The organism is Pseudomonas sp. NBRC 111133, from assembly GCF_001320605.1.
GTDB classification, from domain to species: Bacteria; Pseudomonadota; Gammaproteobacteria; order Pseudomonadales; family Pseudomonadaceae; genus Aquipseudomonas; species Aquipseudomonas monteilii.
Map to the genome: position 1 here is coordinate 80103 of NZ_BCBJ01000069.1, position 16693 is coordinate 96795.

At 58.0% G+C, this 16693-nt stretch carries 13 protein-coding genes and 3 pseudogenes; 12 read left to right on the forward strand and 4 right to left on the reverse strand.

Annotation, left to right across the window (positions count from 1 at the left end):
• Window position 1 precedes the first annotated feature (1 nt).
• The 4 genes and pseudogenes from phnE to APH36_RS16130 all read left to right on the forward strand — a co-directional run.
• Entirely contained in the window at window positions 2-829 is an 828-nt protein-coding gene (gene phnE, locus APH36_RS16115) for a phosphonate ABC transporter, permease protein PhnE (RefSeq protein ID WP_010466252.1), read from the forward strand.
• An 8-nt stretch (window positions 830-837) separates the two neighbouring features.
• On the forward strand, window positions 838-1848 hold the full coding sequence (ptxD, locus tag APH36_RS16120) for a phosphonate dehydrogenase PtxD (RefSeq protein ID WP_003118429.1): 1011 nt from the start codon (window positions 838-840) through the stop codon (window positions 1846-1848).
• A complete protein-coding gene (locus tag APH36_RS16125) occupies window positions 1842-2711 on the forward strand; it encodes a LysR family transcriptional regulator (protein WP_010466239.1) in 870 nt (289 codons plus the stop codon). Before ptxD ends, APH36_RS16125 begins: the two co-directional genes overlap by 7 nt.
• A gap of 107 nt (window positions 2712-2818) precedes the next feature.
• A pseudogene (locus APH36_RS16130) lies at window positions 2819-3127 on the forward strand (IS5/IS1182 family transposase); the annotation flags it as partial.
• Between the two features lie 172 nt (window positions 3128-3299).
• Here APH36_RS16130 and APH36_RS16135 read toward each other — a convergent pair.
• A complete protein-coding gene (locus APH36_RS16135; RefSeq protein WP_054881258.1) occupies window positions 3300-4391 on the reverse strand; it encodes an IS5-like element ISPa8 family transposase in 1092 nt (363 codons plus the stop codon).
• 80 nt (window positions 4392-4471) lie between these two features.
• Between APH36_RS16135 and APH36_RS16140 the strand changes: the two are divergent.
• Window positions 4472-5305: pseudogene (locus APH36_RS16140) on the forward strand (IS66 family transposase); the annotation flags it as partial.
• A gap of 34 nt (window positions 5306-5339) precedes the next feature.
• Here APH36_RS16140 and APH36_RS16145 read toward each other — a convergent pair.
• Both APH36_RS16145 and APH36_RS16150 read right to left on the reverse strand, forming a co-directional pair.
• The gene (locus tag APH36_RS16145; RefSeq protein WP_033982769.1) at window positions 5340-6782 is read right to left on the reverse strand and encodes an NAD-dependent succinate-semialdehyde dehydrogenase; all 1443 of its coding nucleotides are present in this window, start codon (window positions 6780-6782) and stop codon (window positions 5340-5342) included.
• Window positions 6783-6787: 5 nt separating this feature from the next.
• Window positions 6788-7555 (reverse strand): FadR/GntR family transcriptional regulator, encoded by a 768-nt coding sequence (locus tag APH36_RS16150; RefSeq protein ID WP_033982767.1) that lies wholly within the window; start codon window positions 7553-7555, stop codon window positions 6788-6790.
• A gap of 184 nt (window positions 7556-7739) precedes the next feature.
• Here APH36_RS16150 and APH36_RS16155 point away from each other — a divergent pair, with 184 nt between their 5' ends.
• The 7 genes from APH36_RS16155 (at window position 7740) to ggt (ending at window position 16136) form a co-directional block, all read left to right on the forward strand.
• The gene (locus APH36_RS16155; protein ID WP_054902420.1) at window positions 7740-8849 is read left to right on the forward strand and encodes an ABC transporter substrate-binding protein; all 1110 of its coding nucleotides are present in this window, start codon (window positions 7740-7742) and stop codon (window positions 8847-8849) included.
• Window positions 8850-8924: 75 nt separating this feature from the next.
• Window positions 8925-10910: an ABC transporter permease gene (locus APH36_RS16160; protein WP_033982764.1), complete on the forward strand. Its 1986-nt coding sequence runs from the start codon at window positions 8925-8927 to the stop codon at window positions 10908-10910.
• On the forward strand, window positions 10907-11692 hold the full coding sequence (locus APH36_RS16165) for an ABC transporter ATP-binding protein (RefSeq protein ID WP_033982762.1): 786 nt from the start codon (window positions 10907-10909) through the stop codon (window positions 11690-11692). The genes APH36_RS16160 and APH36_RS16165 overlap by 4 nt, the downstream gene beginning before the upstream one ends.
• Complete coding sequence (locus tag APH36_RS16170; protein WP_033982761.1) at window positions 11689-12432, forward strand: ABC transporter ATP-binding protein; 744 nt, start codon at window positions 11689-11691, stop codon at window positions 12430-12432. The genes APH36_RS16165 and APH36_RS16170 overlap by 4 nt, the downstream gene beginning before the upstream one ends.
• A complete protein-coding gene (locus tag APH36_RS16175; protein WP_049878502.1) occupies window positions 12429-13559 on the forward strand; it encodes an aromatic ring-hydroxylating dioxygenase subunit alpha in 1131 nt (376 codons plus the stop codon). Before APH36_RS16170 ends, APH36_RS16175 begins: the two co-directional genes overlap by 4 nt.
• A 2-nt stretch (window positions 13560-13561) precedes the next feature.
• Window positions 13562-14557, forward strand: a complete 996-nt coding sequence (locus tag APH36_RS16180; protein ID WP_023083522.1) for a D-isomer specific 2-hydroxyacid dehydrogenase family protein — start codon at window positions 13562-13564, stop codon at window positions 14555-14557.
• On the forward strand, window positions 14550-16136 hold the full coding sequence (gene ggt, locus APH36_RS16185) for a gamma-glutamyltransferase (protein WP_054881260.1): 1587 nt from the start codon (window positions 14550-14552) through the stop codon (window positions 16134-16136). Before APH36_RS16180 ends, ggt begins: the two co-directional genes overlap by 8 nt.
• A 59-nt stretch (window positions 16137-16195) precedes the next feature.
• Here ggt and APH36_RS31710 read toward each other — a convergent pair.
• A pseudogene (locus APH36_RS31710) lies at window positions 16196-16327 on the reverse strand (IS630 family transposase); the annotation flags it as partial.
• Between the last annotated feature and the right edge of the window lie 366 nt (window positions 16328-16693).

Genomic DNA, 16693 nt, shown 5'->3' on the forward strand with positions numbered 1-16693 from the left:
TATGTCTACTCATTACGACGTGCAGGCGCTGCCTGCAGAGCAACGCGAGCACATCCTTCGAGGCTTCGGCCTCGGTTGGTGGCGCCAGCTGGGGCAGGTGGCGATTGTATTCGGAGTGGTGCTGTTGGCCTGCTGGTACGTGGGGCTGCTCGATGCCACCACGCTGCTGAACGGGCTGCCCTCCATCGCGACCCTGGCAGGCGAGGCCATGCCGCCAGACTTTTCGGGCTATCGAAGCTGGATTCGCCCCTTGATCGACACCTTGGCGATGAGCATCGCCGGTACGGCCATCGCAGTGGTGTTCTCGCTGGTGGTGGCCTTCGTTGCAGCGCGCAATACGGCGCCGCACCCCCTTGTGTTCGGTGTTGCCCGGGTGCTGCTCAATGCCCTGCGGTCGGTGCCGGAGCTGATCATGGGCATCATCTTCGTTGCAGCCGTAGGGTTCGGCGCCTTGCCGGGCGTGCTTGCCCTGGGTCTGCATTCGGTCGGCATGGTCGGCAAGTTCTTCGCCGAGGCCATCGAGCACGTCGACGAAGCGCCGGTGGAAGCCGCTCGGGCGGCGGGGGCTACGCCGATGCAAGTGCTGCTGCACGCGGTTTTGCCACAGGTGACGCCGCAGTTCGCCGACGTGGCGATCTACCGCTGGGAATACAACTTTCGCGCCTCCACCGTGATGGGCATGGTTGGCGCTGGCGGTATCGGCTTCGAACTCATGGGCTCGCTGCGCATCATGCAGTACCAGGAGGTTGCAGCAATCCTGCTGGTCATCCTGGCCATGGTCACGCTAGTAGACGCCTTCAGTGGCGTGCTGCGCAAACGTTTCAAATAGGACAAACCATGCTGCCGAAACTCGTTATAACTCACCGAGTACACGATGAGATCCTGCAACTGCTGGCGCCACATTGCGAGCTGATGACCAACCAGACCGACAGCACGCTGACGCGCGAGGAAATTCTGCGCCGCTGCCGCGATGCTCAGGCGATGATGGCGTTCATGCCCGATCGGGTCGATGCAGACTTTCTTCAAGCCTGCCCTGAGCTGCGTGTAGTCGGCTGCGCGCTCAAGGGCTTCGACAATTTCGATGTGGACGCCTGTACTGCCCGCGGGGTCTGGCTGACCTTCGTGCCTGATCTGTTGACGGTCCCGACTGCCGAGCTGGCGATCGGACTGGCGGTGGGGCTGGGGCGGCATCTGCGGGCAGCAGATGCGTTCGTCCGCTCTGGCGAGTTCCAGGGCTGGCAACCACAGTTCTACGGCACGGGGCTGGATAACGCTACGGTCGGCATCCTTGGCATGGGCGCCATCGGACTGGCCATGGCTGATCGCTTGCAGGGATGGGGCGCGACCCTGCAGTACCACGAGGCGAAGGCTCTGGATACACAAACCGAGCAACGGCTCGGCCTGCGCCAGGTGGCGTGCAGCGAACTCTTCGCCAGCTCGGACTTCATCCTGCTGGCGCTTCCCTTGAATGCCGATACCCAGCATCTGGTCAACGCCGAGCTGCTTGCCCTCGTACGGCCGGGCGCTCTGCTTGTAAACCCCTGTCGTGGTTCGGTAGTGGATGAAGCCGCCGTGCTCGCGGCGCTTGAGCGAGGCCAGCTCGGAGGGTATGCGGCGGATGTATTCGAAATGGAAGACTGGGCTCGCGCGGACCGGCCGCGGCTGATCGATCCTGCGCTGCTCGCGCATCCGAATACGCTGTTCACTCCGCACATAGGGTCGGCAGTGCGCGCGGTGCGCCTGGAGATTGAACGTTGTGCAGCGCAGAACATCATCCAGGTATTGGCAGGTGCGCGCCCAATCAACGCTGCGAACCGTCTGCCCAAGGCCGAGCCTGCCGCATGTTGAATCCGGTCTGGCTGAAGAGCCTGGTAGCGATCGTTCAAACAGGCAGTTTTCAGAGCGCGGCGAGGGCGTTGGGGCTGGCCCAGCCGACGGTGTCGCAGCACTTGCAGAAGCTTGAAGAGCAGGTCGGCGTAACGCTGGTGCAGCGCAGTCGTAGCGGCTGCCAGCCTACCACACGGGCGCTGGCCTTCATGCCGCATGCGACCGCCTTGCTCGACATGCACGCCCGGGCGCTAGAAGCCCTGCATGGCAATCGTGAGCGCGTCGGGGCCAGCTCCAACATCGGCACCTACCTTCTCCAGCCATTCGTGCGCAACTATCTGACGACCGCAAATGAGAGGGGCGAGGTGGATCTGCGCATCGCCGCCAACCCGGATGTGGCCGACCAGCTACTGGCGGGCCAGCTCGACGCCGCGATCATGGAATGGTGGCTACCTCACCCCGACTTCGAACACCGCCTCTGGCGGGTCGAGCCGCTGGTGCTTATCGTCAGCCCCGACCATGCGCTGGCTGAAGCAGGGTGCATAGAACGTGATCGTCTGGTGGACCTGCCGATGCTGGGAGGTGAACCGGGTAGCGGTACCGGACGGCTTCTGACCGAATACTTTGGCGAACTGGGCGTGCCTCGCAGCGGTATGCAGCTAGGCAGCACCGAGGCAGTCAAACAAGCAGTGAGGGCGGGACTCGGCGTGTCGTTGGTGATGGCTTCCGCAGTACAAGACGAAGTTCGCAGTGGCGCGCTGGTAGCTCTTCCCATCCCGGGGCTTGAAAAGCGTCTCCAACTGATCTGGCGCAAACCTCCCGGAAATCTGCACCCGCCGGGATTTGTGCGGCACTTATTGGAGGAGGCAGATCTAGCTGGATAAGGTGATGGATGGTTGCGATCCAGCGCTTGGCTTGTCAGCCTAGGGAAACTCTGAAAAAGACTTTCTGATTTGGCAAAATACCGCGACCCCACCCACCGAGTTTCCCGATGAAGCAGATGACCTTCGCCGACGCCGAGTACGCTGGCAAGCGCAAGCAAACCCGCAAGGAGTTGTTCCTGATCGAGATGGATCGGGTGGTGCCGTGGAAGGGCTTGATTGCTTTGATCGAGCCACATTATCCGAAGGGTGAAGGTGGCCGTCCGGCCTACCCGTTGATGGCGATGCTGCGTGTGCATCTGCTGCAGAACTGGTTCGGCTACAGCGATCCAGCGATGGAGGAAGCGCTGTACGAAACCACGATCCTGCGCCAGTTTGCCGGGCTGAACCTGGAGCGCATCCCCGACGAAACCACCATTTGTTGGCGCGAAACGGCAACAGACCCTAGCAGCCTGTTGAAATTCGCCGCGATGATTACGTCCACTGCTTCTGGCAGCAGCGGTCGCGCTCGTTTACTTCCCGTTTAGGGCGCCAATCGATGGAAATAGCCCGATTTGGTGTGCTCCAGGCGCACCTTCCCCGTCAACGCGCTCATGCCATTGAGCCTGTAGCCAGCAACTTCGGCAGACGCACCAGGTTGCTTGCCGCCATGGCCAGCTGGAACAGCGCGTCGACACGCTCAAGTCCGCGTTGCTTCACCTGGCGCAGGCCTGCCGCCGCCTTGAGCCAGCCGAAGTGGGTTTCGATCCAGGCGCGAATCTTCAGGCTCAGACCATAGCCGGCGTGGCGCGTGGTACGGCCATCGATGGCGCTGCGACGACCATTGGTGTTCTGCGCAACATGGGGTGTCACGCCGAGGGCACGACAGGCGGCCACGAAGTCTGCCGTGTCGTAAGCCTTGTCCGCAGCCAAGGTGCGTCGACGGCGACCACCCAGCTTGCTCAGCATCGCCAGCGCGGCTTCGCGTTCGCCACGACCACCGGCCAGAGTCACATGAGCACTGCGCACCAGGCCACTGCGGTGTTCCATCAGCACATGCCCCATGTAACTCAGCTGCGCGCCGGTGTTGTGGCTCTTGCGGTACAGCCGGGCATCCGGATCGCTGGTCGAGGCGTGGGTGTCGTTGCTGCGCTTGTGCCCCTTGAAGTCCGGCTGGGCATTGCGCGGGCCGGGGCCCGGGTCGTCTGGCGTATCGTCCTTGGGACGGAAACTCTTCTGAGAGGCCCAGGCTTGCAGCAATGTGCCGTCGACCGAGAAGTGCTCATCCGAGATCAGCCCCTGCTTCTCCGCCAGGCGTACCACCTCGCTCAGAAACTCGGCGGCCACTGCCTGGGCATTGAGGCGGTCACGATTCTTCGAGAAGACCGAGTGATCCCACACCGGATCATCAATGGCCAGGCCGACGAACCAGCGGAACCGCAGGTTGTAGCCCAGCTGTTCCATCAGCATCCGCTCGCTGCGCAGCGAGTAGAACAACTGCAGCAACTGCGCCCGCATCAGCTTCTCGGGGGCGATCGAGGCGCGGCCGGTGTCGGCATACAATGTGTCGAACAGGGCGCTCATCCGCTGCAGAGCGGTGTCTGCCAGCTTGCGGATGGCGCGCAGGGGGTGAGTCGCTGGCACGAAGTCATCGAGCTTGGCGACAGTGAACAAGGATTCCTGAGTGATATCGGCGCCACGCATGGAAATCGGGGCTCCCGGCAGATTGGAGCCGATATCGTAAACCTTACACGGCAAAGTCAGACAGACCGTAGGCGAATTTCAATGCGCTGCGCGAAGCGGTGCTTGCCCAGCGCGTGATCCATGCCGACGAAACCCCGGTTTCGATGCTCGCGCCCGGCGAGAAGAAGACCCACCGTGCCTACGTCTGGGCCTACAGCACCACGCCCTTCGCCGATCTGAAGGCCGTGGTCTACGACTTCAGCCCCAGCCGTGCCGGCGAGCATGCGCGCAATTTTCTTGGCCAGTGGAATGGCAAGCTGGTCTGCGACGACTTCGCTGGCTACAAGGCCAGCTTCGAGCAAGGCATCACCGAAATCGGCTGCATGGCTCACGCCCGCCGCAAGTTCTTCGATCTGCACGCGGCGAACAAAAGCCAACTGGCCGAACAGGCGCTGCACTCTATCGCTGGGCTGTACGAAGTCGAACGCCAAGTGCGCGACATGAGCAATGAAGAACGCTGGCGAATACGGCAGGAAAAGGCTTCACTGCTCCTCGACGCACTACATGACTGGATGCTGGCCCAGCGTGATCTTGTGCCCAACGGCTCAGCCACGGCGAAAGCTTTGGATTACAGCCTCAAACGCTGGGTAGCGCTGACGCGCTATCTGGACGACGGCGCCGTGCCCATCGACAACAACCAAGTCGAGAACCAGATCCGCCCGTGGGCTCTAGGTCGCTCCAATTGGCTGTTTGCCGGGTCGCTACGCAGCGGCAAACGGGCGGCGGCAATCATGAGCCTGATCCAGTCGGCGCGGATGAATGGGCATGATCCGTATGCCTATCTCAAGGATGTGCTAACGCGACTGCCGACACAGAAGGCCAGCGCTCTGGCCGAGCTGCTGCCGCACAACTGGGTATCCGTCGGCAAGGTGTAATGCCCGTTCGCTTACAAAGCGCAAAAGCCGAAATCTAAGCCACTGCCTGAGTAATCAGGCGATTAACCAAATACACATCCAAGCCTTCACTGCCGCCTTCACGCCCGTAACCGCTTTCACCCACACCGCCAAAAGGTGTTTCAGCAAAGGCCAACGCAAAGTGATTAATGGCAAGCATGCCGGTGATGAGCTCGTCGCTTAGCCGATGACAGACTGCGAGGTTGTGGCTAAAGGCGTAGGCAGCAAGACCAAAGGTTGTGTTGTTGGCCAGCTCAATTGCCTCATCCACCGAGTTAAACGGCGCCAGCAGCGCTAGTGGACCAAAAGGTTCTTCCATCCACGCGCGGGCGTTTTCTGGAACGTTGGTTAACACGGTTGGCGCAAAAAAATAGCCGGAGTCTCTTAGCGGCCCTCCACCGGTTAGGACGGTAGCGCCTTTGACCTTGGCATCGGCGACTAAGTCGGCGATTTGCGCGCAGCGCCGTTGGTTGATTAGTGGGCCCATTTGTGTGGTTGGCTCTTGGGCTGCGCCAATGGTTATACGTTGTACGGCCTCGACAAATGCCTGGGTGAATTCGGCAAAAACACTTTGCTGGATATAAAAGCGGGTAGGCGAGACGCATACCTGCCCTGCGTTACGGAACTTGGCCTGTGCCAGCTTTTGTGCGCAGTCGAGGATATCCACATCCTCGAATACCAGAACCGGAGCATGTCCGCCGAGTTCTAGAGTGCAGGGTTTGACGTTCTGTGCCGCTTGGGTGGCGATCAGCTTGCCAACCGGCACGGAGCCTGTGAACGAGACTTTGCGAATAATCGGTGAGGCAATCAAATGCGCAGAAATCTCAGCCGGCCGGCCAAACACCAACGCCAGCACTCCGTCAGGCAGGCCGGCGTCTACCAGTGCCTGCACCACCCCAATCAGCGCGCCCGGCGCTTCTTCTGGCCCTTTCAAGATAATCGAACAGCCAGCCGCGAGGGCCGGCGCGAGTTTGCGTACAGCTTGCGAGGCTGGAAAGTTCCACGGCGAAAATGCGGCCACCGGCCCTACCGGATCACGCCGAACCATGTTGATCACTTTGCTGTCGCGTGCCGGCACCAGACGACCACAAGCGCGTCGCCCTTCTTCGGCGTACCACTGTAAAAGCTCGGCGCAGGAATTTATTTCCATGCGTGCCTCAGGCAGGGGTTTTCCTTGCTCAAGGCTTAAGGTCTGCGCTAGCGACTCAAGGCGCTCACGGATCAGTCGCGCCGCCTCAAGCAGTACATCCGCGCGCTTTATTGCGGGAGTTTTGCGCCAAACGGAAAAGCCCCTGGCGCAGGCGTTTAGGGCTATATCCAAGTCTTCGATTTCGGCAACAGCCACTTCATTTACCGTTTGGCTGGTTGCGGGGTTATCCACTGCCAGCCATGCATCTTTTTGGCCTGAGCACCAATGGCCGTCAATAAACAAAAGATGCTTGTGCGAAGACTCAGGCATAGCAGCTACTCCTTGGGTACGTTTATCGCGTTAGAGCGGTTCAGGGCGTAATCCATACGCACCCCAGAGATATGGTGGCGCAGTAGGTCGGCTACGGTTTGCGCATCGCGCATGGCGAGAGCATCCAGAATGGCTTCGTGTTCGCGCTGGAACACCAGCCAGCGCTCGCGGTTAAAACGATGAGCTTTAAGACGCAGCCAGGCCGGGTTGTTGCGCATGCGCGCAACCTTGCGTCCGGACTCGATGAACATGGCGTTTTGTGTGGCGCTGTAGAGCATTAGGTGGAAGTCGCGGTCGATCCTTTCCACTTCATCCCAGCTGGTGGCATGTCGGCCTGCTAACAGCTCACCGCGAATCCTGTCAATTTCAGCATCGCTCAATTTGAGCACCAGCAAATCAGCCAGGGCCGGTTCCACTGTCAGCCGAAACTCAATCAGCTCAGCGGGCGTAACCAGGGATTCGTTCCCCGGCTCTCCAAGCGGCTCATGCCCGGGAAGGGCGATCAGAAAAGTACCGCGTCCGACGCGCCGCTCTAGCAGCCCTTGCTTCTCAAGGGTGTTAAGGACATCGCGCACGGTGGACCGCGAAAGGGTTGAAAATTCAGCCAGGTCACGCTCATTTAAAAGCCTGTCTCCGACTTTTAATCTGCCGGTGCGCATCGCCCCCAAAAGCTGGCTCAGCAGCTGCTCTTTGGAGTTGACTGCGGTGATGCCTAAGACATTGTTTCCACCTGAACCATTTGCACCAATTAAGATTTCAGGCAAACCATTCATACCAATGTGCTCTTGTGAATTTTTTCAGTGGAGCCAGCATATAAGTGGTTGCCAGCAAGAGCAAGGCAAGGCAAGATCAAATCCAGGTCTAAATGCTGAATAAAAAAACAAACCAATAAGACCAATTGATTGCCTTAACGCTGCCCAATCGTCTTCATGCTTATCCTGACTTTGGAGAATGCTTATGTTGAAACGACTGGCTCTGAGTTCTTTGGCCGCTCTTCCCTTGATCAGTACGCAGGTGGCTGCTGAGGAAGTTAAAATTGGCTTTACCGCAGCCCTGTCAGGGGATTTTGCGGCATTTGGTTTGAACATCCGCAAGGGGCTAGAGATTGCCCTGACTGAACTCAATCAGACTTCGGACACCACCTTCAGTCTGACTTCGGCTGATGACCGTGGTGAGGCTCGCGAAGGTGTTTTGATTGCACAACGCTTTTGCTCGGATGAGTCCATTGATGTAGTGATGGGCTACTCGTTCAGCTCTATTGCACTGGCTGCAGTTCCGGTGTTTGACCGCTGCAAATTGCCGGTGCTGGCCTCTGCTGTCACCAGTCCTGATTTAACTGGTGCCAGTGCGTACTTCCGCCGCAACGTGATGACCGATGCAACCCAAGGGCAAACCATGGGGCGTTACGCCACGGAAAAGCTGGGCTTTAAGCGCGTTTATATCCTCAACCAGCAAGATGACTATGGTATCGGCCTATCAAGCGCCTTCAGTGATGCTGCGGCGAAAAACGCTGAGATTGTTGGTCAGGAAAGCTACCTGCTGGGCACCAAAGACTTTAAAACCCTGCTGATCAAGGCGCGTGCTGCCAAGCCGGACGCGATCTTTATCGGTGGTTTTTATTCTGAAGCAGCAAAAATTGCCGAACAGGCACGCGCCTTGGGAATCAAGGTTCAGCTCCTAGGCAGTGACGGATCGCTCAACCCTGATTTGATCAGTCTGGGCCGCAGCGCGGTGGAGGGCATGATCACCTACGGAATGTTTGATCCGTCGGTTTCCACCGAGACCACGGCCCCCTTTATCGACGCCTACCAAAGCGCCTATGGCGAGCAGCCCAATGCTTGGGCGGCCCTTGGCTATGACGCCGGTAAAACTCTGGCCGCAGCGGTGACTCAAGCCAAGAGCCAGGGCGCACTCACCCGTGAGTCGCTTAATGAGGCCTTCTCCACCATCAAAGATATTCCGGGCGTTACTGGTCCAACGACCTTTGAGGCTAGCGGCGATCGCGTGGGGTCTTTGTACTTCTTGCAAGTCAAAGACGGCGCGTTTCGCTTAGCCGACACCCAGTAAACCTCAGGGCGGTCTAGCCGCCCCATTTGCCGTGCGGCTGCGCCGCTGCTTTCGTGCAACACAGATGGGTTTGCCATGGAATACTTTGCTCAGCTTTTGCTTAACGGCCTGACCATTGGTGCGATATACGCACTGGCGGCCGTAGCCTTCAGTCTCGTCTACGGGGTGGTGCGCATGGTGAACTTCGCCTTTGGCGAGTTCTTCATGTTGGGCGCCTTTATTACCGTGAGCTTGATGCTCGACCAGATCAGCCTGTTTGGAGTTTCGGTGGCGATGCCGCACTTCGCGCTACCGTTGGCAGCTGCTTTCGGAATTGTTCTGGCTGGAATATTAGGCGTTGTGGTGGATCGTTTGGCCTACCGGCCACTGCGCAACGCCCCGCGGTTGGCGCCTTTAATTACCTCTATCGCAATCTCTGTGCTGCTGCAAAGCGGGGCGCAAAGTATCTGGGGTGCTGAAGAGCTGCGCTTCCCGGAAAACCCGCTTTCAGAGATGGAAGTGATCGTCTTGTTCAACTCGCTCTATCTCACTGTGCCAGAAGCATTAACCATTATCGTGGCGGTTGTGGCGATGCTGGGGTTGCACCAGTTCGTGGCGCGCAGCCGCCTTGGTCGGGCGATGCGGGCTACGGCTGACAACAGCACGGCTTCAACCTTAATTGGCATCCCGGTAAACCGCATTATCGCCATCGCCTTTTTACTTGGCTCAGGTTTTGCCGCTCTGGCGGGGATTCTTTACGCGCAAACCTACGGCTTTGCCCACGCCACTATGGGCTTTATACCTGCGCTTAAAGCGCTGACCGCAGCGGTTTTGGGCGGCATTGGCAGCATTCCGGGTGCTGCGTTGGGCGGGTTGTTGCTGGGGATGATGGAAACCTTGGGTGGTGGTTACTTGCCGAACGGCAACGCCTGGAAAGACGCCATCAGTTTCAGTGTGCTGATTTTGCTCCTGTACTTCCGCCCGCAAGGCCTGCTCGGCCGGCCGGAAACCGTTGCTGGTGAGCGTGGAAGTTTGTTGGGCAACAGCCCGCAAAGCGGCTGGTTGATGGCTCGCGTTGAGCACCTGCTAGGTAAATTCGCCAGCCCAAGTCCTTGGCTGATGATCGCTCTGGTGGCTGTTGCAGCTAGTCTTGCCTTCGTCGTGACCAGCGACTACTGGCTGCGGATTTTAATCTTCGTGCTGATCTACGGGATGCTCGCCAGCGGTCTGAACGTGGTGGTGGGCTTTGCCGGTTTGCTGGATCTGGGCTATGTCGCCTTCTGGGCGGTGGGCTCCTATTTCACCTCAATCATCTTCATTCTGGTGATGCGCCAGGGCTTCGGCATTGAATCTGCTGAGGTTTGGTGGCTGATGTACGCCAACTTCATCGTCGGCGGTGTACTCGCAGCGCTGGCTGCAATGTGTATCGGCTACCCGACGCTAAAGCTGCGCGGCGATTACCTGGCCATCATGACCCTGGGCTTTGGCGAGATTATTCGCATCGTGGCTATCAACTGGGTGGATCTGACCCGGGGGCCGATGGGCATTCGCGATATCCCGTTGCCAAACCTGTTTGGTTACGAGTTGGCCAGCGCTCAGGCCCAATACCTTTATGCGTTGGCGCTGGCGGCCTTGGTGGTGTTCGTGATTGCTCGCATTGTGCGCTCCCATGTTGGTCGGGCATGGGTGGCCATACGTGAAGATGAAGACGCTGCCGAAGCCATGGGCATCCCGACCTCGCGCTACAAGCTATATGCCTACGCCTTCGGTGGCTTTATTGGTGGACTGGTTGGCACCTTTTATGCCCACAGCCAGCAGTACATCAGCCCTTTCAACTTCAGTCTGTTTGAAAACATTCTGCTGCTGATGCTGGTTGTTCTGGGCGGGTTGGGTACTTTGATTGGTCCCTTTATCGGCGCGTTGATTTGGGTGGTGTTCCTGCAGCTGGCGCTGGATTTGCCCTTTGTTGAAGCCTTCCCTGAAGCGCGTTTTGCCCTTCTGGGCCTGTTGTTGATCCTTTTGATGCTGTACCGACCTCAAGGACTTGCCGCCAAAGCGCGGGTCAAGCTGGTGGCGCAATGAACGCCCTGCTAAATGCTCAAGGTTTAAGCGTGACATTTGGTGGCTTGAAGGCGGTGGACGGGCTGGATATCAGTATCCGGGAGGGCCATATACATGCGCTTATCGGTCCCAATGGTGCGGGTAAAAGCACTGTGGTCAATGCCCTGTCTGGTTTCGTTAAACCGACAGCGGGGTCATTGACCATCAGCGGGAGTGAAGTCTGTGGGCGTGAAGCCCATGTGATCGCCCAGGCAGGGCTGGCCCGCACCTTTCAAAACATCCGTTTGTTTGGTGCGATGAGTGTCTTGGAAACCGTGTTGGTCGGTGCCCACCGGCACTTTGACGCAAACCTCTGGCACCTGCTGTTTTTACGTCGGGCGCTGCGCGTGCATGAGGCACAGATGGTTGAGCAAGCCAAAGCACTTCTGCGCTTTGTCGGTCTGGATGAAAGCTTTGATGAGCGTGCCCCCACCACCCTTGCCTACGGCCATCAGCGCCGGGTAGAGATTGCCCGCGCGCTGATCTCACGCCCCCGTCTTCTGCTGCTGGATGAGCCCTTGGCGGGTATGAACCTGGCCGAAAAGGAAGAGCTGTCGGCCCTGATTAAACGCATCCGTGACGACGGCACCAGTGTTCTTTTGGTCGAACACGATATGAGCATCATCCATGGTCTAGCCGACCGGATCACGGTGCTCTACCACGGGCAAAAACTGGCTGAAGGCAGCGTGACCGAAGTCTTCGCCAATGAAGCCGTGCAAAGCGCCTACTTCGGCAAACAAAAGGTGAAAGGAGGCAAAGCATGACTGCGCCATTAATTCAGGTCGATAACCTGTGCGTGCGTTATGGCGCCGTTGAAGCGTTGACCGATATCAGTCTGGCGGTGATGCCCGGTACGATCACCAGTCTGGTCGGCAGTAATGGTGCAGGTAAAAGCACCACTCTGAAAGCCATTTCAGGGCTGGTGAAACCGGTCAGCGGCAGCATCCGCTATATCACTCACGACCTTTTGAAGTTACGCGCTGAAAGCCGCTCCGAACTGGGCATTGCCCATGTACCGGAAGGCCGGCTGGTGTTTGCCAGCATGACGGTCACCGAGAACTTACTGCTGGGCGCCTACATTCAGCGCGACAAGCGCGCCATCGACCGTGATATCGACGAGCTGCACGAGCTGTTTCCGATCCTGAAAACCCGCGCCAAACAACTCGCCGGCACCCTCTCCGGAGGAGAGCAGCAAATGCTTGCGATTGGCCGGGCGCTAATGTCGCGCCCGCAATGCCTGATCCTGGACGAGCCAACCATGGGGCTGGCGCCGCAGATGATTGACCGGGTGCTGGAAGCGGTAGCCAGTATTCGCGACAAGGGCATCACGGTGCTGATGGTTGAGCAGAACGCCCTTGAAGCAATTGCCATTGCTGACAGCGCGTACGTGCTGCGGCAGGGCCGTCTTGTCTACCAAGGCTCCGGTGCAAGTCTGGATGCCGACCTTTTAAAACAACTGTATCTGGGCGGCGGTGCCGCTACACCTGTGACTGGAGTTGCATGATGACGATCCACTCTGCGAAGTACCTCTGGAGCGGCACTGAACTGGGCGAGGCCCGTGCTCTTGCACCGCACTACTACACCAGTGAAGAAATCTTCAAACAGGAAGTGGAGCATATCCATTTAAAGAACTGGTTCTTTGCCGCGCGTACCGATGAGCTTGCCAGCTCGGGCGACTACCGCTCCATTGATACCGTGGGCGGGCCGGTGCTGCTGACCCGTGATGAGCAAGGCGAGCTGCACGCCTTTGCCAACTTTTGCCGTCACCGTGGCTCGATTCTGCTGGAAGGCTGCGGTAACCGTCGCAACATCCTCTGCCCCTATCACGCCTGGAGCTACAAGTTGGATGGCAGCATGATGCGGGCGCCCGGGATGGCTGATGTTCCGGGCTTTGATCCGGAACATAACGCGCTGGTGCCGATTCGCATGAGCGTGTGGCGCGGCAATATCTTTTTAAATTTCGACGACAACGCGCCGGATTTAATGACCCATCTAGGTGACTTTGATGAGCTGGTCGGGACCAACAAATTAGAGGATATGGTCTGCGTTTGGCGCAAAGACATCATCGCCGAATGCAACTGGAAGCTGCTTTTGGAAAACGCAATGGAGACCTATCACACCGGGATCGTCCATGCCAAAACCGTAGGCGCGCAAAATAGCCTGACCTTTGCAGCCAAAGGCGAATGGCACGCCATTCAAGTGCAGTCGTTGATGACGAGCGCAGTCCTCGACAAAACCCAGGACGCGCCTTTTCCGCAAATTGAAGGCCTGAGCGAACAGGCTAAACAAGGCACTTTCTTCACTCTGGTCGAGCCCACTACCCAATTCTGCTGCGCTCAAGATTGCATGTGGTGGCTGGTAGTAAGGCCGATTGCGGTGGATCGTACGCACTTGTCGGTGGGCGGCTGCTTCCCCAAACACTTGCTGGAGCTGCCCGACTTTGAAGAGCGCGCTCAGCCTTACTACCACCGCTGGGGCACAGTAGCTCTGGAAGATGTTGGCATCCTGGAAAAACAGCAAAAAGGCCTGAGTTCGGTTCGTTATACCCCGGGGCACTTGTCGTGGCGTGATGATGTGGTGCATGACATGAACAACTGGCTGTTGCGTCATCTGCCAATTGCCAAGGGATAAAGATGAATATCCTGATTACCCATAACCGCGACTTATTGAAAAACTTCTTCAGTGCCCGCGCGGTAACTACCCTGCAGGGGCTTGGCAATGTACGGCTAAACGATAGTGACGAGCCCTTGCGGGGCGATGCGCTAGTAGCAGCAGCCAAAGATTGTCAGGTGATTATTTCTGATCGCCTGGCGCCGGGCGAGGCCTTGGTGTTTGCGGGTCTGCCGAACCTGCTGGCTTTTTTGCGCTGCGCGGTGGATGCGCGCAATGTCGATGTGTCAGCAGCCAGTGCTGCAGGCATCTTGGCGGTGCGTTGCAGCGCAGGTTACGCCGAGGCCTGTAGTGAGCTGGCCTTGGGTTTGATGATTGATCTGGGCCGCGGTATTACCCAGGCTGCCACACTTTATCATCAGGGCGTGCATCAGCAGCCGATGGTCTTTGGTCGCCAGCTTTATGGAGCCAGTGTAGGCATTGTCGGCTATGGCGCGATTGGTAAGCGCATCGCGGCCCTTTGTCTGTGTGCGGGCATGCAGGTGTCAGTCTATGACCCTTACGCAGAGATCACCGAACAGGGCATTGAAAAGGTGCGTTTTGAGGAGCTGCTGGCCTCCTCTGATTATGTGGTTGCCGCAGCCTACGCCACGCCCGAAACCATAGAGATGTTTAACGCTAGGGCGTTTGGCCAAATGCGCAAAGACAGCTTTTTTATCAATATCGCCCGAGGCATTCTGGTTGATGAGGAAGCGCTTTATCACGCACTCACCCGCGGTCAGATTCAAGGCGCAGGCCTTGATGTGGGGCGCGGCCTTGATGAGCAGCCGAATCCAAAAATTGCCGTGCTCGCCAATGTTATTGCTACCCCTCATGTTGCCGGGCTGACACCCGAGGCCAGTGATTACCAAGCCATGGAATGTGTGGCACAAGTCCAGGACTTGTTAGCCGGGCGTGTCCCTGCCTTGGCCTTAAATCCAGAACATGCCAGCCGTTTGCGGAGTTTTCACCATGCGTAACTTACATCTACCTGGCCGTTCCCCGGTACGTGCCCAGCGCGGCATGATTTCCACTTCTCACCCGCTGGCCAGCCAAGCCGGCCTGGATATTTTGCGCCGTGGGGGCAGTGCGATGGATGCTGCCGTAGCCGCTGCTGCGGTATTGGCGGTGGTTGAGCCGCAAGCCACCGGTATTGGCGGTGACTGCTTTGTGCTGTTGGCAGGTAAAGATCAAAAGGTGCGCGCCTTTAACGGCTCGGGCCGCTCGCCAAAGGCCGCCACCCTTGATTGGTATCTGCAGCAGGGCCTTGATGCCATTCCCGGTCGCGGTGCGCATAGCGTGACGGTGCCGGGTGCGATTGATGCCTGGTGTCAGCTTTTGGATGAGCACGGCGTTCTGGCACGTGAAGAAGTCCTTAAAGACGCGATCTTCTTCGCCCGCGAAGGTTATGTGGTGGCCGACAGAGTGGCGGGAGACTGGGCGCAAAACGAGCCGTGGCTGAAAGAAATCGACAATGCGCGTCGGGTGTTTTTACCTGAAGGCCGCGCCCCCAAGGCTGGCGAAATTCATCGTCAGCCCGAACTAGCCAATACCTTGGAGGCGATTGCCAAATTTGGTCGCGATGCCTTCTACACCGGCGCTATCGCCGAGGATATGGTGGAGGCGCTGCAAGCTGGTGGCGGGCTGCACACGCTGGCAGATTTTGCCGAGTGCCGGGGCAATTATGTCGACCCTATTAAAGGTAGTTACCGTGGCTTTGATTTGTATCAGGTGCCACCCAATAACCAAGGCTTAACAGCCCTACTGATGCTGAATACCCTGAGCCACTTCGATTTGAAAGAGTTGCATCCTGAGAGTGCCGCACGCCTTCATTTGGAAGTTGAAGCCTCGCGTCTGGCCTACCGTGAGCGTGATCTGCGCCTTGCCGATCAGGCGTCTATGAACACATCGGTGGAGCAACTGCTGGCGCCTGAAGTGGGCGAAAAAATGGCCCGGGGTATTAACCTTAAAGCGACAGGCGAGCTGCCTGACTCGGTGCTGGATCACTCGGATACGGTGTATCTGTGTGTGGTGGATGAAAACCGCAACGTGGTGAGTTTTATCAATTCAATCTACAACGAGTTTGGAAGTGGTGTGGTTGCTCCAAAATCCGGTGTGCTGTTGCAAAACCGTGGCAAAAGCTTTCGCCTGAGTCCTGAACATCCGAACGTTATCGCCCCGACTAAACGGCCCATGCATACCATTATGCCGGGTATGCTCTGTAAGGACGGTCAGGTGATTGCACCACTTGGCGTGATGGGTGGAGACTACCAGCCGGTGGGGCAGGTACATGTTCTGACCAACATCATCGACTACGGCATGGATGCGCAAGAGGCAATCGATGCGCCACGAGTGTTCTTCGAGAACGGTGTGGTACAGGTGGAGGCGGGAGTCAGTGCTGATACCCGTCAGGGCCTTGAGGCGCTTGGGCATAAGCTGGTCGATTCACCCAGCTATAAGCCGCTGGGCGGCGGTCAAATTATTCTCATCGATCCTCAAACCGGCACCCTGACTGCCGGTTCTGATCCGCGTAAAGATGGTTCTGCCATCGGCTACTAGCAGTAGTGACTCACGGTGGGCTACCCCGCACTATTAACCCGGCAATCAAATACACCAAATCATGCCGCGTAGGCGATACGTGGATGCCGGAAATAAGAACGGATTCTTTGGGGGTGTAATTGCAATCGTCTCATGACCGAGCGAACACGCCCTTCCAGTTCGTCCTGATTACGCGCTGGCAAGCCCGTACGGTGTTTCCATCAACCGAATCAAGCGTGCGAGAGCGGAGCTGAAGATCCCAGAGTCAAAGATCAGTCGTGAGCGTTTCAAACCACTGGAGGACATTTGGACCAGCGAAGCCATAGCTCTACTGGGGATGATGCCGGATACAGAAGTCGCTGACCGTTTAGGCGTCAGTAATTTTCCGGTCAAAAAAATGCGTAGGGAGCTTGGAATACAAGCGTACAAGCGACCGTTGCCCGAAATGACACCCGAAATTATCTCGGAGTTCGGGGGCCTTTCCGACGCCGAGATCGCCCGCCGGCTCAGCGTGTCGGTGAGCTATATCCGCAGAGCGCGGATAAATATGCAGAAGGGCAGCCAGCAATAGATGCAGG